The sequence below is a fragment of the Paraburkholderia sp. BR13439 genome (assembly GCF_040948805.1).
In the GTDB taxonomy this organism is placed as follows: domain Bacteria; phylum Pseudomonadota; class Gammaproteobacteria; order Burkholderiales; family Burkholderiaceae; genus Paraburkholderia; species Paraburkholderia youngii.
The window spans coordinates 128179-144091 of the sequence record NZ_JBFPKN010000008.1; the positions used below are offsets into that span (position 1 = coordinate 128179).

The 15913-nt window shown below is 67.4% G+C and carries 12 protein-coding genes; 6 read left to right on the forward strand and 6 right to left on the reverse strand.

Features of this window, described 5'->3' with window-relative positions; all coding sequences use genetic code 11:
- The first annotated feature begins 214 nt into the window (after positions 1 to 214).
- The 3 genes from recC to AB3X96_RS17840 are packed head-to-tail and all read left to right on the forward strand — an operon-like array spanning position 215 to position 9425.
- Positions 215 to 3607, forward strand: coding sequence for an exodeoxyribonuclease V subunit gamma (gene recC / locus AB3X96_RS17830; RefSeq protein ID WP_368590705.1), 3393 nt, complete (start codon positions 215 to 217; stop codon positions 3605 to 3607).
- A complete protein-coding gene (gene recB / locus AB3X96_RS17835) occupies positions 3604 to 7329 on the forward strand; it encodes an exodeoxyribonuclease V subunit beta (protein ID WP_368590706.1) in 3726 nt (1241 codons plus the stop codon). The genes recC and recB overlap by 4 nt, the downstream gene beginning before the upstream one ends.
- Positions 7326 to 9425 carry an AAA family ATPase gene (locus tag AB3X96_RS17840; protein WP_368590707.1) on the forward strand — a complete coding sequence of 700 codons (2100 nt, stop codon included), beginning with the start codon at positions 7326 to 7328 and terminating at the stop codon, positions 9423 to 9425. Before recB ends, AB3X96_RS17840 begins: the two co-directional genes overlap by 4 nt.
- Positions 9426 to 9481: 56 nt before the next feature.
- Here AB3X96_RS17840 and AB3X96_RS17845 read toward each other — a convergent pair whose 3' ends face one another.
- Positions 9482 to 10123: a VC0807 family protein gene (locus tag AB3X96_RS17845; RefSeq protein WP_176378010.1), complete on the reverse strand. Its 642-nt coding sequence runs from the start codon at positions 10121 to 10123 to the stop codon at positions 9482 to 9484.
- A gap of 191 nt (positions 10124 to 10314) precedes the next feature.
- Between AB3X96_RS17845 and arfB the strand changes: the two genes are divergently transcribed.
- Positions 10315 to 10719, forward strand: a complete 405-nt coding sequence (arfB, locus tag AB3X96_RS17850) for an alternative ribosome rescue aminoacyl-tRNA hydrolase ArfB (RefSeq protein ID WP_368590708.1) — start codon at positions 10315 to 10317, stop codon at positions 10717 to 10719.
- A gap of 12 nt (positions 10720 to 10731) precedes the next feature.
- Here the strand turns inward: arfB and AB3X96_RS17855 are convergent, their stop codons facing one another.
- The gene (locus AB3X96_RS17855; protein ID WP_368590844.1) at positions 10732 to 12027 is read right to left on the reverse strand and encodes an EAL domain-containing protein; all 1296 of its coding nucleotides are present in this window, start codon (positions 12025 to 12027) and stop codon (positions 10732 to 10734) included.
- Between the two features lie 624 nt (positions 12028 to 12651).
- On the opposite strand from AB3X96_RS17855, the gene AB3X96_RS17860 reads away from it, so the two are divergent.
- On the forward strand, positions 12652 to 12942 hold the full coding sequence (locus tag AB3X96_RS17860) for a putative quinol monooxygenase (RefSeq protein ID WP_176108925.1): 291 nt from the start codon (positions 12652 to 12654) through the stop codon (positions 12940 to 12942).
- An 83-nt stretch (positions 12943 to 13025) separates the two neighbouring features.
- On the opposite strand, the gene AB3X96_RS17865 is transcribed toward AB3X96_RS17860, so the two are convergent.
- The 3 genes from AB3X96_RS17865 to AB3X96_RS17875 all read right to left on the reverse strand — a co-directional run bounded on the left by AB3X96_RS17865 (position 13026) and on the right by AB3X96_RS17875 (position 14537).
- Positions 13026 to 13283 (reverse strand): hypothetical protein, encoded by a 258-nt coding sequence (locus AB3X96_RS17865; protein ID WP_008923870.1) that lies wholly within the window; start codon positions 13281 to 13283, stop codon positions 13026 to 13028.
- Between the two features lie 235 nt (positions 13284 to 13518).
- Positions 13519 to 13758 (reverse strand): hypothetical protein, encoded by a 240-nt coding sequence (locus tag AB3X96_RS17870; protein WP_018432260.1) that lies wholly within the window; start codon positions 13756 to 13758, stop codon positions 13519 to 13521.
- A gap of 140 nt (positions 13759 to 13898) precedes the next feature.
- A complete protein-coding gene (locus AB3X96_RS17875; protein WP_176110607.1) occupies positions 13899 to 14537 on the reverse strand; it encodes a YdcF family protein in 639 nt (212 codons plus the stop codon).
- A 346-nt stretch (positions 14538 to 14883) separates the two neighbouring features.
- Between AB3X96_RS17875 and AB3X96_RS17880 the strand changes: the two genes are divergently transcribed.
- Positions 14884 to 15207, forward strand: coding sequence for a hypothetical protein (locus tag AB3X96_RS17880; protein WP_368590709.1), 324 nt, complete (start codon positions 14884 to 14886; stop codon positions 15205 to 15207).
- A 370-nt stretch (positions 15208 to 15577) separates the two neighbouring features.
- On the opposite strand, the gene AB3X96_RS17885 is transcribed toward AB3X96_RS17880, so the two are convergent.
- Positions 15578 to 15829 carry a hypothetical protein gene (locus AB3X96_RS17885; protein ID WP_368590710.1) on the reverse strand — a complete coding sequence of 84 codons (252 nt, stop codon included), beginning with the start codon at positions 15827 to 15829 and terminating at the stop codon, positions 15578 to 15580.
- Between the last annotated feature and the right edge of the window lie 84 nt (positions 15830 to 15913).

A 15913-nucleotide genomic window follows, 5' to 3' on the forward strand; every position in this document is an offset into this window, starting at 1 on the left:
CGACTACCTGAATCCATTCATCGAGAAAACCGCAGTTGGAAAGACAGCGCGAAACTGCCGTCGAGTCTAACTGATTTTGCGCGCGTTCTGACCTCGCCCATTCGGCCAGGTTATGCCCTGGGGGATCGGTTTGTTATGCTGTCGCTTCAATGTCCGCCGCGGCTCGCGAGCATCACTCGCGGGCCATCAGCGTGCCAAATGTGATCTGGAATCCATGCTTCAGCTCTTCTACTCGAACCGCTACGAAACGCTGGTGGACGCGCTGCTCGACGACCTCGCGCAAGCGCCGTCCGACCCTTGGACCGCGCGTCCCGTGATCGTGCCGAGCGCGGCCGTACGCCGGCGTCTCGAACTCGATATCGCCGCGCGCCAGGGCATCTGCGCGAACGTGAACTTTGGTTATCTCGCGCAATGGCTGTGGGCGCAGATCGGCGGCGTGATCGAGGTGCCGAAGCATTCGCCGTTCGCGCCGGACCGCCTCGTGTGGCGCTGCTACCGGCTGCTCGACGACACGGACGAGGCGCTGCCGTGGAATGCGTCGCCGCGTTTGCGCACCTATCTCGATGCGGCCGACGCGTCGATGCGCTACGAACTCGCGCGGCGCGTCGCGACCGTGCTGGACCACTATCTGACCTATCGCCCCGAATGGCTGCTGCAGTGGCAGAAGGGCGGCTCGATCTTCGCGAGTGGCGCGGCTGATGACACCGGTCCGCGTCTGACCGGCGCGAGCGATGCGGCCCGCGAAGACGAGCGCTGGCAAGCGGCGCTGTGGCGCGCGGTGCTCGCCGAGCTCGCGCAAGCCGGCGGTCATGCGCAAACATCCGCGGCCGCGCTGCCGCCCGCGTATCGGTTTCTCGATGAATTCGGCTCGCTCGATCTCGAGGCAATCTCGAACGCGCGATGGCCCGAGGCGGTCAGCGTGTTCGCGCTGCCGACCATGCCGCCGCTGCATATCGCATTGCTGCGCGCGCTGTCGCGCTGGATCGACGTGCGTCTGTACGTGATGAACCCATGCCGCGAGTTCTGGTTCGACGTGGTCAGCGAAGGGCGCGTGCAGGCGCTCGATGCGGCGGGGCAGCTCGACTATCAGGAAGTCGGTCATCCGCTGCTCGCCGAATGGGGACGGCAGACTCAGGCGCAGCTGCATATGCTGCACGAGCTGACCGAAAGCGCGGCATCGGCCGAGACCGGTGACTTCACCGGGAACCCCGAGCCGAGCTGGCTCGCCGCCGTGCAGAACGGCATCCTCGATCTGCGCAATGAAGCCGATGCCGACGAGTTGCCTATCGAGCGCGGTATCGAGGTACACGTTTGCCATAGCCTGTCACGGCAGCTCGAAGTGCTGCACGATCGCCTGCTCGGCTGGTTCGACGAGTTCGACGATCTGCAGCCGTCCGACGTGCTGGTCGCGGTGTCCGATCTGGCGGCGGCCGGTCCGCTGATCGATGCGGTGTTCGGCACCACGCCCGCCGGCGACACCCGCCGCATTCCGTACCGGATCACCGGCTTGCCGCCGTCGCAGGCCAATCCGGTCGCGCGTCTGTTGCTCGACTGGCTCGCGCTGCCCGAGCGCAGCGTCGGCGCGCCGGATCTGATCGAATGGCTGCGTGTCGATGCGGTCGCGGTGCGTTACGGCATCGATGCGAATTCGCTCGAAGCCGCGCAGGAATGGCTCGCGGCCGCCGGCGCGCGGCGCGGGCTCGCGCCGCTCGAACCGGTCGGCGAGCATGTGCCGGTCGCGCGTCATACGTTCGCCGATGCGCTGACGCGCCTGTACCTCGGCTATGCGATGCCGGCCGGCGGCGAGCCGGTCGATGCGTGGCTGCCGGTCGAAGGCGCGGACGGTTCGGACGCCGAATTGCTCGGCCGTCTGTCGCGCTTCGTCGACGATATCGACAGCTTCGCGGCGAGCTGCGCGATCGAGCGCACGCCCGCCGACTGGTCGCAGCTGCTGCTCGAAACGCTCGGGCAGTGCTTCGACGGCGGCGTCGAGTTCGCCGATTCGCTCGCGGACGTGCGCGACGCGCTCGATGCGATGAGCGCCGCGATGCAGGCCGGCGCGCATGATGTGTTGCTGCCGGCCTCGGTGGTGCGCACCGCGCTCACCGAAGCGCTCGACGACCCCGCGCGCGGCGGCGTGCCGTGGGGCAGCGTGACGTTTTCTTCGCTGACGAGTCTGCGCGGTTTGCCGTTCCGTGTGGTCTGCCTGCTCGGCATGGACGACGGCGTGCTGCCGTCGCTCGCGCGCGCCGACGAATTCGATCTGATGGCCGCGTTCGGCAAGGCCGGCGACCGTCAGCGCCGCGACGACGAGCGCAATCTGTTCCTCGATCTGCTGCTCGCCGCGCGCGAGCGGCTCTTCATCGCGTACACGGGCCGCAGCATTCGCGATAACGCGCCGCTGCCGCCGGCCGCGCTCGTCGACGAACTGCTCGATCATCTCGCGCAGGTGTCGGCGGGCGAGGACGCGAGTCCGGCCGAGGTCGACAGCGCGCGGCGCGAGTTCATCGTCGAGCATCCGTTGCAGGCGTTCGCGTCGGACTATTTTGCGGCGAAGCCCGATCTGTTCACCTACGACGCCGATCGCGCCGAGCTGGCCACATTGCTCGCCGAACCGCAGCATGCCGCCGCCGCGCCGTTCTTCGATCAACCGCTGCCGCCGGAAGATATGCACGAGGTGCAGTTCGACGACTTCGTGCGGTTCTGGCGTCATCCGGCGCGCGCGCTGTTGCGCGACCGGCTCGGCATTGCGTTGTCGGATGCGCAGGGCGAGCTGCTCGATACCGAGCCGTTCGATCTCGACTATGCGGGCCGCGACGCGCTCGCCGAGCGCCTGCTGCCGGTGCTGCTCGACGCCGACACCGCAGACGAGGTGATGTACAGCCGCGTGCAGCGCGTCGCCGAGGCGAGCCCCGAGTTGCCGGGCGGCGCGACCGGCGCGGTGTGGCGCGCGCGCGAACTGTCCGCGCTGCGGCAGTTGGCGCAAAGCGTGCGGCGCGAAGTGGCCGCCGGTGTCGAGCGCTTGCCGTTCGTGCTCGACATCATGCCGCGCTGGCCGCAAGACGGTGATCGCACCGACAGCGCCAATTCGCTGTTCGGCGACTACGACGCGCTGCTGCGCGAGTCCGCCGAAACGCCGCTGCAAATGCGCGGCACGTTGAACCTGCTGACCGGAACGGGACAAGTGATCTTTCGTTATGCCAAAGCCAGCGCGCGCGACTATCTGTCCGCGTGGCTCGCGCATTTGGTCTATTGCGCGGCGCAGCCGGACGGTCCGCGCCGCACCGTGTGGCACGGCAGCGGTGAGAGCTTCGAGCTCGCGCCCGTCGCGGCGCCGCTCGACGAACTCGCGCCGTTGGCGGCGCTCTTCAATGCCGGCCGCCGGCTGCCGCTGCGCTTCTTTCCGAAGAGCGCATGGGCGAGAGTCAGCGAAAGCGAATCGGCGGCACAGGGCGTATGGATCAACGACCGTGTACGCGGCGAATCCGACGACCCCGCGTTGCGCATCGCGCTGCGCGGCACGCCGCTCACGCTCGCCGAACCGTTCGGCAGCCTCGCCGCGATCGTCTTCAAACCACTGATCGAGCATGTGCGGAGCGCCTCATGAGCGAAGCGCTGCGCCATCAAAACCTCGTCGCCGACGAGCTCGACGTGTTCGCGTGTCCGCTCGACGGCGTGAACCAGATCGAAGCGTCGGCGGGCACCGGCAAGACGTGGAACATCTGCGCGCTGTACGTGCGGCTGCTGCTCGAAAAGAACCTGAACGCCGATCAGATTCTCGTCGTCACGTTCACGAAGGCCGCGACCGCGGAGTTGCACGAGCGCATTCGCGGCCGTCTCGCGGAACTGCATCGCGCGATCGAGATGGACGACGACGGCGACGATCCGTTCATCCGCCGGCTATTCGAAACGACGCTCGCGCCGGAGAACGGTATCGAGCGCGAGGCGGCGTTGAAGGTCGTGCGCCGTGCGCTGCGCACCTTCGATCAGGCCGCGATCCACACGATCCACGCGTTCTGTCAGCGCGCGTTGCAGGAAGCGCCGTTCGCCGCCGCGATGCCGTTCGCGTTCGAGATGGAAGCCGACGACGCGGCGCTGCGCTTCGAACTCGCCGCCGACTTCTGGCGCGAGCAGGTCGAGCCGGTTGCGCATGCGCATCCGGCGTTCGCCGCGTGGCTGGTGGCGAGGCGCGCCGGTCCCGCGTCGCTCGACGAACAGTTGGCGCGACGCCTGAAAAAGCCGCTCGCGCAATTGCGCTGGGGCGGCGTCGACGCGGACGGCGCCAGCGCCGATCCGCAGGCCGGCTTCGATGTCGCGTGCGCGATCTGGCAGGCCGAGCGCGACGCGATCGTCGCGCTGCTAGCGGAGGCCCAGGAGCGCCTGAGCAAGACCACGCACAAGCCCGATCACGTCAGCGCCGCGATCGCCGCGTGGACCGACTACTTCGCGCGGGGCGACTGCCATGCGCCGCCGCCGCGCGCGGCGTTGAAGCTGACGGCGTCGGCGCTGAAGAAGGCGACCAAGGTCAAGTTCGAGCCGCCCGCGCATCCGTTCTTCGAGCATGCCGAAGCGCTGGCCGCGGCCGTGGTCGCCGCCGAGGCCGCGCAGCGCGCGCGCTGGCTCGGGCTCGTGCAGACATGGCTCGACTTCGCGCCGGCCGAGCTGGTGACGCGCAAGCGCACGCGCCGCGTCGTGTCGTTCGACGATCTGCTCGCGAATCTGTATCGCGCGCTGGCCGCGCATCCGTGGCTCGCCGACGCGTTGCGCAACCGCTATCCGGCCGCGCTGATCGACGAGTTCCAGGACACCGATCCGCTGCAGTTCGCGATCTTCAGCCGCATCTTCGCGCCGGCCGGGCCGCTGTTCCTCGTCGGCGATCCGAAGCAGGCGATCTACAGCTTCCGTGCGGCGGATCTGCATACGTACCTTGCGGCGCGCGAGGCGGCGTCCGCGTGCTACACGCTCGCGGTCAACCAGCGCTCGACCGCACCGATCGTCGACGCGTGCAACCGGATCTTCGAAGCGAACCCTCGAGCGTTCGTGCTCGACGGGCTCGACTATCAGCCGGTGCGCGCGGGCGAGCGGCGGCGTGCCCCGTTCGCCGATCCCGACGCGGCCGGCGGCGATTTCCGCATTTGGACGTTGCCGCGAGGCGAGACCGCATTGAGCAAACGCGACGCGCAGCGCGCGGCGAGCGAAGCGTGCGCGGCCGAGATCGTGCGGCTGTTGCGAGGGGCGCGTGAAGGCGTCGTGACGATTGGCGACAAGCCGCTCGCGCCGGGCGATATCGCAGTGCTCGTGCAGACGCACAAGCAGGGCAGCCTCGTCAAACGCGTGCTCGCGGCATGGGGCGTCGGCAGCGTGGAGCTTGCGCAGGCGTCGGTGTTCGCGACGCTGGATGCCGAGCAGATCGAGCGCGTGCTGGCCGCCATCGACACGCCCGGCGATCTGCGGCGTCTACGCGCCGCGCTCGCTACCGACTGGCTCGGGCTCGACGCCGCCGCGCTGTGGCGTCTTACGCAGGTCGCCGAGGCGCCAGCGCCTGAGGCCTTTGACGAACCCGCGCCAACACTCGATCCCGCCGACGCGATGGGCTGGGTCGAGCGTTTTTCGCGCTACCGGATGCTGTGGCACGAACGCGGCTTCGCGGTGATGTGGCGCACGCTGATGCGCGAGCTGCGCGTTGCGCAGCGGCTCGTCGCGGGTGTCGACGGCGAGCGTCGGCTGACCAACGTGAACCATCTCGCCGAGCTCGTACAGGCGCGCGCGGCCACCCAGCCCGGCATCGCGCCGACCTTGCGCTGGCTCGCCGCACAGCGCGAGCAGGGCGGCGGGGAAGAGGCGCAACTGCGGCTCGAGTCGGATCGCAATCTCGTGCAGATCGTCACGGTCCATAAATCGAAGGGACTCGAATACGCGGTCGTGTTCTGTCCGTTCCTGAACGATGGTGGTTTGCGCGAGCCGCCGTCGTCGGGCTTGCCCGATGCGCGCGAGTATCACGACGACAGCGGCGACGCGGTGCTGCACTACGGTTGCGACGAACAGGAAGCCGAGCGCGCGTCGCGTTACGCGGTGCGCGAGCAGGCAGCGGAACGCGCGCGGCTCGTTTATGTGGCGCTCACGCGCGCGGTGTATCGCTGCTACCTGGTCGCGGGCACCTATCTGTCTTCGCGCTCGACCAAGGAGTCGCGCCGCAGCGTGCTGAACTGGCTCGTCGGCGGCAACGGCCATACGTTCGACGCATGGCTCGCCGAGCCGCCCGATGAAGCCGCGCTCGCGGCGAGCTGGCATGCACTCGCGGGCGGACCGGTCACGTTGCGGGCGCTGCCCGAAGTGACGCGTCGCGTGCCGCTCGAAAGTCTGCAGGACAAGGGCGCGCATCTGCACGCGCGCGCGAATCGGCGGCCGTTGCGCGATCAGTGGCGCATGGCGAGTTTCAGCGGCCTGATCGCGTCCGGCGCGAGGAACGGGGATGCGCACGCGCATGCGCTGCAGGAAGACGTGCGGCCCGATCACGATGAGATCGCCGACGCGCTACAGGCCGCGCCGTTGCTCGCGCCGGTCGCCGCGACCAACGCCCCGGCGCATGCCGACGACGACATCCTCGCGTTCCCGCGCGGTGCGGCGGCTGGCGATTGCCTGCATCGGATGTTCGAGCTCGCCGATTTCAGCGACGCGCGCAGCTGGCCCGACGCGATCCGCGGCGCGCTGCGCGAGCGACCGGCGCCGGCCGCGCCCGAGCTCGCCGCGCGCTTGCCCGCGATGATGCATCGGCTGATCGCCGACGTCGTCTCGACCGAACTGGTGCCGGGCATGACGCTCGCGCGGCTCGATCCGCGTCGGCGCCTGAACGAACTCGAATTTCTGTTCGCGGCGCCGTCGCTTGATTTTCCCGCGCTGCGCGAGCTGCTGATCGAATACGGCTATCCCGACGTCGCGCTGGAGCCCGGCGTGCTGCGTGGGTACATCAAAGGATTTATCGACATGATCGTCGAGCACGACGGCCGCTTCTGGATCGTCGACTGGAAATCGAACCATCTCGGCGACAGCGCGGCCGATTACGCGGCTGCGTCGCTCGAAGCGGCGATGGCGAGCCACGCGTATCACCTGCAGGCGCTGCTTTATACGGTCGCGTTGCATCGCTATCTGAAGACGCGCGTGCGCGACTATGCGTACGACACGCATATCGGCGGCTATCTGTATCTGTTCGTTCGCGGCGTGCGGCCGGACTGGCGCGATGTCGACGGCGCCGCCGGCGTGCATAGGCGGCGCGCGCCGTTCGAACTGGTGGCGCTGCTCGACGCGGCGATGATCGGAGGTGGCGCATGAGTACGCGCGGCACGCTTGACGAGCGCGCGGCCGCGCCGCTGGGGCTCGAAGACATCGGCGTCAACCTGCCCGCGCCGGCCGATTTCAGCATCGCGCTGGCCGAAGGGTTCGCGCGTCGGATCGGCATGCTGGCGCGGCGCAGTGGTGCATCGACCGAGGTGGTGAAATGGGCCGCGCGCGGCGCCTTCGCGGCGAGCCGTGCGACCGCCGAAGGGCACGTATGCGTGCCGCTCGCGGCGCTTGCGCGCCGCTTCGACGCATCGAGCGCCGAGGTGCGCGCGGCGCTGCTCGCGAGCGGCATGGCAAGCGATGGCGCAGCGGACGCGGCCGGCGCGGCGGGCGCGGCGGCGTTGCGGCCGCTCGTGATCGACGCCCAGGGGCGTCTTTATCTCGCGCGCTACTACGACTACGAGCGGCGCCTGGCGCACGCTCTGGTCGCACAGGCGACGGCCGACGCGAACACTGCGAATGTTAACGCCGACTCCGCGCCCACCGTGTTGCGCGAACGCCTGCTGCGCTACTTCGGCCCGCCGAAAGACGACGAAGTCGACTGGCAGCGCGTCGCGGCCGTGATGGCCCTGTCGGGGCGGCTGACCATCGTCAGCGGCGGTCCGGGCACCGGCAAGACCACGACCGTGGTCGGCGTGCTGGCGTGTCTGCTCGATGCGCGCGCCGATCTGCGCATTGCGCTCGCGGCGCCGACCGGCAAGGCGGCGCAACGGATGCAGGAAGCATTGCTCGCGCGCGCGGGCGAGCTTCCGGCAGAACTCGCCGAGCGTTTGCCGCAGACGTCGTACACGCTGCATCGATTGCTTGGCTCGGGGCCGGGCGGACGCTTCCGGCATCATCGCGATAATCCGTTGCCGTATGACGTGGTCGTGATCGACGAGGCGTCGATGATCGACGTTGCGATGGCCACGCATCTGCTCGACGCGATCGGGCCGCAAACGCGGCTCGTGATGCTCGGTGACAAGGACCAGCTCGCCGCGGTCGAAGCTGGCGCGGTGTTCGCCGAACTCAGTGCGCGGCCGGCGTTGAGCGCGAGCGGATTGCGCCGGGTCGCGCAGGCGCTCGACATCGACGAGGCGCGGCTCGCGCGGGCTTTGCCGCGTGCGTCGCGTCAGGACGATGAAGCGCCGGTGGATGATTTTTTTGTGCCACCCGAGGCGCTGCACACGTTCGAGCCGGATGCATCGGGCGATCTGTTCGCCGGTCTCGCGACGGCGGCGGCTGACGAGCAGGCCGGTCGTGATATGCAATTGGCGAACGAACGCAATCCGCTCGCGGACTGCGTCGTCTGGCTCGAGCGCAACTACCGGTTCGGCCTCGAGTCGCCGATCGGGCGTTTGTCGGTTGCGATTCGCAACGGCTCAGCGAGCGCGGCGCTCGACGTATTGCGGACCGACCCGACCGAGGACTGCGCCGCGGCGCTGCATGAGGACGCGCACACGACGCTCGCCGAGCGCACCGTCACGCGACTTGCCGCCGGCTTCGCGCCGTACGCCGACGCACTTGCGGCGGCGCTCGCCACCGATACGCCCGATCCATTGCCGCTGTTCGACGCGCTCAACCGCTTCCGCATCCTCTGTGCGACGCGGCTCGGACCTCGTGGCGTCGATCAGGTCAATGCGGCGATGGCGGCCCAGGTGCGCCGTGCTGCGGGCGTCACGCTCGCGGTCGGCGCGCAGTGGTTTGCTGGACGTCCGGTGATGGTTACGCGCAACGACTACGCGCTGGGGCTGTTCAATGGCGACATCGGCATTGCGTTGCCCGGTGCGGGCGGCGCGCTGCGCGTGTACTTCCGCACCGGCGACGGCGGGGTGCGCGCGGTGTCGCCAGCCGCGCTGCCGCCGCACGACACCGCGTTCGCGCTGACGGTCCACAAGTCGCAAGGTTCGGAGTTCGAGCACGCGGTGCTGGTGCTGCCGTCGGCGTTCAGCCGGGTGTTGTCGCGTGAGCTCGTGTACACGGCGATTACTCGCGCGCGCGAACGCGTCGAGGTGATCGGCGCGCGGGCCGTGCTCGCGCAGGCGATCGCGACGCCGACGCAGCGTGATTCGGGGCTGGCCGCGCGAATTGCGGAGGCGTCGCGTTGATCGCGCGAGGCAGGCGGAACACGCGGAGCGGGGGGGCCCTATAGTGCGAGCGGCGCTCAACCGGCCATGCCGCTCGCCCGCTCGATGGCTTCGACGCGGCTGCGCATCGTCTTGCGATACCACAGCGTCCACAGCGCGAGTCCCGCGTAGATACCGTAGCCGATAAAGGGCGACACGACGAGGAAACGTTCGATCGGCCACGTCAGCGCCATCCACGCGCGTAGCGCGGTTTCGGCGGTCAGGCCGACGCCCCACACGAGCGTCATGGTTCGCATCGCGGGGGCGAGACCGGGGCGTTCGCGCCACAGCGCCTCGAAATGCGCGGCGCCGCCTTCCATTTCGCGCGCGACCGTCGCGCGCGCGAGGTAGAAGATCAGCGGCCGGCGCATTGGCAGCGACAGCAGGAACACGACGCCGACCGCGCCGGACACCAGCGACTCGCGCAACAGCAGCATGCGCGGACTGCCGCCGAGCGCCATGGCCGCCACCGACAACACGATGCCCGCAACCACCATCACGCTGAGCGCATCGACGCGTCTGAAGCGCGCGAGCTCGATCGCGCTCCAGATGAGCGGCGGCACGGCGGACGCGATCAGCGCGCCGGTCTCGCCTACCCGCGGTAACGCGAGACGGTAGGCGAGCCACGGCAGCAGAAAGTTGACCGCCAGTTCGAGCACGAAACCGGGACGGATTTTCATTTGAATTTACGCCGTAAGCGAAAGAGCCAGTATCGATGAGCCGGTCGCGCCGACGCAAATGGTTTTTTTCGTAACGCGATCGCAAGCCGGCGCCGCCGAGCACTGCACCTGGCGCTCTCGCGTGCTCCGGCGACCTCGGGCATCTCGCGCCGAGCGCTTGTACACTGATGCATCTCTCTTCCCGACCGCCCATGACATCCCGCTACCCGATCCCGCCGAACGAAATCGAATTGACCGCCGTGCGCGCGCAAGGGGCGGGTGGGCAGAACGTCAACAAGGTATCGAGCGCGATCCACCTGCGTTTCAACGTGCGCGCCTCCTCGCTGCCCGAAGTGCTGAAGATGCGTCTGCTCGCGCTGTCCGACCATCGGCTCACGCGCGACGGCGTCGTGGTCATCAAGGCGCAGGAGCATCGAACCCAGGAGATGAACCGCGCGGCGGCGCTCGCGCGGCTCGATGAACTGATCGAAAGTGTCAGCGTGACCCGCAAGCATCGGGTCGCGACGCGGCCGACCCGCGCGTCGAACCTGCGACGGCTCGACAGCAAGGCCAAGCGCAGCGAGGTGAAGTCGGGGCGCGGCCGCGTGCACGAGTAGCGGCGCGGGTCGCTAACGCTTCGCGCCGCGTCTGCCGGTGCGCACATCCGGCGGCGATGCCTCCGGCACGAAGTCGACGCACAGCACGTTCGTGCCGTCGCGCTCGAACGCGATCGCCGCGGTGTAGCAGTCCTGACCATCGGCGAGCGAATAGTGCGGCCCCATCATCGCGACGCGGCCCGGCGCCGCGAGCGCGTGCCGAAAATACGCACGACGCGACCAGTTGCTGCGCGTCTCCGTATAGAGCGGTGCGAGCCGCTTCGGGGGCGGCGAGACCGAGGCGGCCGTCACCGAAGGCCGGGTCTGCTCCCCCTGGCCGTCGGTCAGGAACACGCGGCGCGCCTCGGGCAGATGCCAGACCTTTTGCGCAGCCTGTTCGAGGTTGCCGGTCGCCTTGTAGGTGTCGGCGGCGGCCAGTACCGCTTCCGCGAAGCCCTCGAAGCCTAGCCGCTGGTGGCCGGCGTGCGCGCGCTCGTAGTCGGCGAACTTGCTCCAGATCGACTCGACGAGCGCGGGCACTTTCGTGCAGGCGGCCCGCACGCTGCTCTTCGGCTGGCCGAACCAGAAGCCCTGCACGAAATCGACGTCGGCCTGCATCAGGATCATCAGCTCTTCATCGGTTTCGACGCCTTCGGCGAGCACGAGCGTGCCCGACTGATGCAGCATCGCGATCAGATGGCTGATCATCGATTCGTCGCCCTCGCGCTTGCCCGTGCGCGCAACGAGCGAACGGTCGAGCTTGACGATGTCGGGGCGGAAGCGCCACACGCGGTCGAAGTTCGAGAAGCCGGTGCCGAAGTCGTCAATCGCGATCAGGAAGTCGCGCGGCTGCGACGCGGCGAGCATGCTGGCGACGGCGGATTCATCGTCGGCGGGTTGCTCGAGCACTTCGATCACGATGCGCTCCTGCGGCAGCCCGAAATGCGCGGACAACTCGTCGATGAACGCGCGCTGTGGCCAGCCGGTCTCGAATACCTGCGGGCGCGTGTTCAAAAACAGCCACCCGGTGCTGATGCCTTGCTCCATGAAGTTCGCCACGTGCAGGCAGCGCGCGATGCGGTCGAGTTCGCGCGCTTCGGCGGCCGAGCGCGTGCCGGAGAACAGTACTTCGGGCGAGACGGGCAGGCCGACCGGATCGAACGCGCGCAACAGCCCCTCGTAGCCGACCACGCACTGATGCGTGACCGACAGCACCGGCTGGAACACGCTGTGCAATGTCAATGCGCGCCAGGTCGCGGTCCAGCCCGACTCGCCGCGGACCAGGTGCGGGAGCACGCCGCTCACGGTCAATTCGCTGACGGATGGCATAGAAGCGGGCATCAGAGCTGACATGGGATTGTTGCGGCAAGGGGTGAAGGGGCTCGCAAACCCATTCGGCGCGCAGCGTTCGCACACCCGAAGCGTCGCCGGGACGTCAGGAATGCGTCCCGCGAACAGGGAGGGCAGTACCAGCTACGCTGGACTCCGGCGAATTGGTCAAAATGAGTCTAGCAGTTTGCAGCGCGGATCAATGTGCGGGTTATCACAAAGGCATAAGCGCGAAAATAGTCCGCAAAACGGCTGCCAACGGCCGTGCGGCAACCCGTTGCGGTCATGCGCCGGAGCGTTTCGCGCGCTTGCCACGCGTGAAACCGATTCTCAATCGCAATCAGTTGCCATACCACGCCGAGGGTAGCAGGGCGCCCAGTGGTCGCCCGCCAAACTCCAGGCGCCGACGGTGCACCCATGTTAGCGCCGGTGCGCGGGCTGATGTGGCGGTTCGGGCGGCGGGCTTGGCACTGCTTTGCCGGGCGGATTCTGGCTTGACGCGACGGTGGTCCGGCATGGCGGGCAGAGGCGAGATTCATGCGTCGCCCGGCTGGTTGGCGCCGTCGTCGGCAGGTTCGGCGACCGGCGGGTATGCTGCTGGTTTTCTTAAGGAGGAGATCAGGCATGGCGGAAATCGCGGTGGTCGCAATTTCGGTGGCGAAACCGGGGCACGAGGAGCTGTTGCGCGAGGCGCTGGAAGGCATCGTCGGGCCGACGCGCAAAGAAGCGGGTGTGCTGCAGTACGACTTGCACCGCGATGTGCAGGAGCCGCGCCGGTTCGTGTTCGTCGAGCGATGGGAAAGCCAGGACGCGCTCGCGGCGCATGCGAAATCCGCGCATATCCAGGCTTATAAGAAAGCGGCCGCGGATTGGATCGAGCACGCGGAGATTCGCGTAGTGTCGAAGATCGCCTGAGTCCGGGTGCGGGCGTCAGCGGCGCGCGGACAACACGCCGGCCAGGTGCGGCGGCACCGCGGCCGCCGGCGCGCCGTCAGCGATTAGTGAGTTGCTTGCGGGACATCGAGAATCAGGATGATGGTCCAGTCGGCGTCGCCGTCATGGTGATACTGACGCTCTGCGACGATGAACGGCTGCTGCTTGCCCGCCGGGCCGAGAAACAGCACGTCGCCTTCCATCGGCAGGCATTCGACGGGCGGCAGCGCGAGGTACGCTTCCTGACCGCCGCGCGGCATCAGTTTTTCGATCTTGCGAGATGCTGCTTCGGTCCATTCGATATCAAGCTGGATGTTGCTCATGCTGTCCTCCGCACCAGGGTGCGCACGGGTTAGGGGATGCCGGCGGCTCGCCGGTCGGTGCGCGACTTTAGCATACAGAATGCTGTGCGCCGGAGGCTTCGCCAGACCGATGCGCGTTCGGAGTGCCTCGTCGGCAGCGAGCCGATCACGCAAATAAAAAAGCCGAAACCGGCGCTGCCGGCTTCGGCTTTTTCACCTTCACGACGAGGCCGCGAGGCGAGATCCGCGAAGTCGCTCAGGTACCCGACGTGTCCGCACCCTTCTTCGGATGATGCGGAGCCATCTTGTGATGCTTGGCCGGGGCGGCGGGTGCGCTTTCCATCGACTGCTCGCGGTTTTGCAAAGCTTGCGCACGCTGCTCGACGTCGGCGGCCTTGGCCGGATCGGTGCTCGTCGTGATGCCCTGGTCCTGCGCGTAAGCTGCGCCGGCCGCGGCACACAGGGAAACCAGGATCGCCATGGACACTTTCTTCATCGTTACCTCCATAGAGTGGTGGTGGACATTCTATCGAGCAAACTCCGCTGCAGCCGATGGCTTTGTAACCGCGCTCAACATTTGTTACGTTTTGTAATGACTTCATCGATCTGCGAGACCGGGTCGGCCTACATCGTTCGTCAGAACCAGCCGATCGCGCGATACAGGTGAAACTGCGCGAGGCCGATGAGTTCATGCAACGCTATCTCCGCCGCCACGAGATTACCGAAGCGCGGCAGCACGCCGAGCCGCACGCGCCGCGCGCTCGAAATCTGCGGCTGTGGCTCGACGCCGAAACGGCGAAAGTCGAGCAGCGCACGCGGCATGTGATACGCGGAAGTGACGAGTATCAACGTGTCGTAATGTGATTGGCCGACAATGACCGAGACGTTGCGCGCGTTCTCGTAGGTCGTGCGGCTGCTTTTCTCGAGCACGATGTCCGAGCGCGGCACCTGCTGACGCAGCAGATAGGGCAGGTAGGTGTCGGCTTCCGTCGCGCTGTGCCGCTGAGGATTGCCGCCGCTCACGATCACCTGGCAGACGATCGCCGTGCGCTTGCAGGCCGCATAGTTGAGGGCGCTGACTTCGATGCGCGAAAGCACGTCACGCGGTGGCACCAGCACGTGGTCGTGGTCGTAGACCGTGCCGCCGCCGAGCAGGATGATCGCGGTGCGTGGCGCGAAGGTGGCGGCCTCGGCGCTCTGTCGTTGCGGCTGCGCGAGATCGAGCAGTGGCGCGCTCAGCCAGCCGGCCGCGAGCAGCCAGAACAGCGCGATCATGCAGACGATGAGCGGCCGTCGCGCACGTTTCCATAGCACGATTGCTGCAAAAAAAAGCGCTAATAAAGTGAATAGAATCAATTTAAATGGGGTAACGTATGTCTTTCGGGATAAATCCACGGGCCTGCCATCGCGCCGCGGCGGTTGCATCGTCGGTTCGGGGAGAGAACGCTAACATGCCGTTCTGACGGGGGTTCCGAAAACGAGACCAGGCAGCATCTGGCGGAAATCCGCTGTCGAACAGGCGGCGAGCTTCTGACCAGGAGCGGGTGCTACGCGCGTCGCCGGTGGCGCAGCGACGCGTGGGCATGAATGTGTCATAGCTGCACTTTAAGAAAGAAGTGAGATGACCACGTATTCCAACGAAGCGGTACTTGAAGCGCTGCGGCGAGCGCAATATCGCCAGGTTCCCTGGGCCAGAAGGCCGGGTGTCTTCCAATATCTTCGCGCGCTGGGGCTGATGGACACCGTTCGTCAGCGAACCGTCGCACCGGCGCCGGGCTTTCATGCCCCCGTCGACATCGCCGTGCTCACCGAACGCGGCAAAGCGGAGTTTGCGCGGCTCGAGCACGACGAGCGTCTGCTCACATGGACAGCGCAACGCATGAATGATTACGTTGTCGGCGCGGCTGAAACGCAGTCCGCGGCGACAGCCGAAGTCAGGCCTTAGCTCAAGGTTCATCGCTTATCTGAATCACTGTCCGCCCGGGCCTGTCACCCCCACGGCGGGCGGTCTCTACCGTCGGCCGGTCGCTGTGCGCGTCCGCGGGCGACTCTCGGCTTCCCCAATCGACGATGCGGTGACGCGTTCCGCGCCGACCGTTTGCCGTTGCGCGCCTGTCATGCCATCAACGCCACGGGGGCGAAAAAAAGCCCGTATCACGAGGATACGGGCATACCGGAATTACTACTGCCACGCTGTGCTAATGGCGTTGAGTCAGACTGGTGCCGCGTCCGGTGGTTCCCCGATCGTGCATACGCAATGCGAGAGACTTGGTGCCGCGTCGCCCGACGCTCCATCCACGCGGCGACACACGACATCAACGCCGTCGCTGGTCCGCGCGCGGCGCATCGGGCCGTGCCCGCACATTGCTGGCGATATCGCCGCGCAGATCGCCTCGCGGCGTGGGCGGCGTGAAGTCGCGACTGTGGGCCTCGCTTTGCTGCCACGCTTCCAGCGTAGCCTGACGGTCCGGGCGCCAGTTCCACCCTTGCGGGCGTTGTTGGGCAAATGCCGGCGCGGCCATCGATGAAATCACAATGCCGCACAACAGCAGTGACATTGGTTTCATTCCGAAATCCCCCTCAACCTCGAGCCCGTCGCGACTCAAGGCCTGTTTGCATAGGTATTAAGTTATGCCGGGGTAAGAAAGGGT

Bases quoted from the DNA above. Each gene is read 5' to 3' on its own strand.
- recC (WP_368590705.1), top strand. From the start codon at position 215: ATGCTTCAGCTCTTCTACTCGAACCGCTACGAAACGCTGGTGGACGCG.
- recB (WP_368590706.1), top strand. From the start codon at position 3,604: ATGAGCGAAGCGCTGCGCCATCAAAACCTCGTCGCCGACGAGCTCGAC.
- AB3X96_RS17840 (WP_368590707.1), top strand. From the start codon at position 7,326: ATGAGTACGCGCGGCACGCTTGACGAGCGCGCGGCCGCGCCGCTGGGG.
- AB3X96_RS17845 (WP_176378010.1), bottom strand. From the start codon at position 10,123: ATGAAAATCCGTCCCGGTTTCGTGCTCGAACTGGCGGTCAACTTTCTG.
- arfB (WP_368590708.1), top strand. From the start codon at position 10,315: ATGACATCCCGCTACCCGATCCCGCCGAACGAAATCGAATTGACCGCC.
- AB3X96_RS17855 (WP_368590844.1), bottom strand. From the start codon at position 12,027: ATGCCATCCGTCAGCGAATTGACCGTGAGCGGCGTGCTCCCGCACCTG.
- AB3X96_RS17860 (WP_176108925.1), top strand. From the start codon at position 12,652: ATGGCGGAAATCGCGGTGGTCGCAATTTCGGTGGCGAAACCGGGGCAC.
- AB3X96_RS17865 (WP_008923870.1), bottom strand. From the start codon at position 13,283: ATGAGCAACATCCAGCTTGATATCGAATGGACCGAAGCAGCATCTCGC.
- AB3X96_RS17870 (WP_018432260.1), bottom strand. From the start codon at position 13,758: ATGAAGAAAGTGTCCATGGCGATCCTGGTTTCCCTGTGTGCCGCGGCC.
- AB3X96_RS17875 (WP_176110607.1), bottom strand. From the start codon at position 14,537: ATGATCGCGCTGTTCTGGCTGCTCGCGGCCGGCTGGCTGAGCGCGCCA.
- AB3X96_RS17880 (WP_368590709.1), top strand. From the start codon at position 14,884: ATGACCACGTATTCCAACGAAGCGGTACTTGAAGCGCTGCGGCGAGCG.
- AB3X96_RS17885 (WP_368590710.1), bottom strand. From the start codon at position 15,829: ATGAAACCAATGTCACTGCTGTTGTGCGGCATTGTGATTTCATCGATG.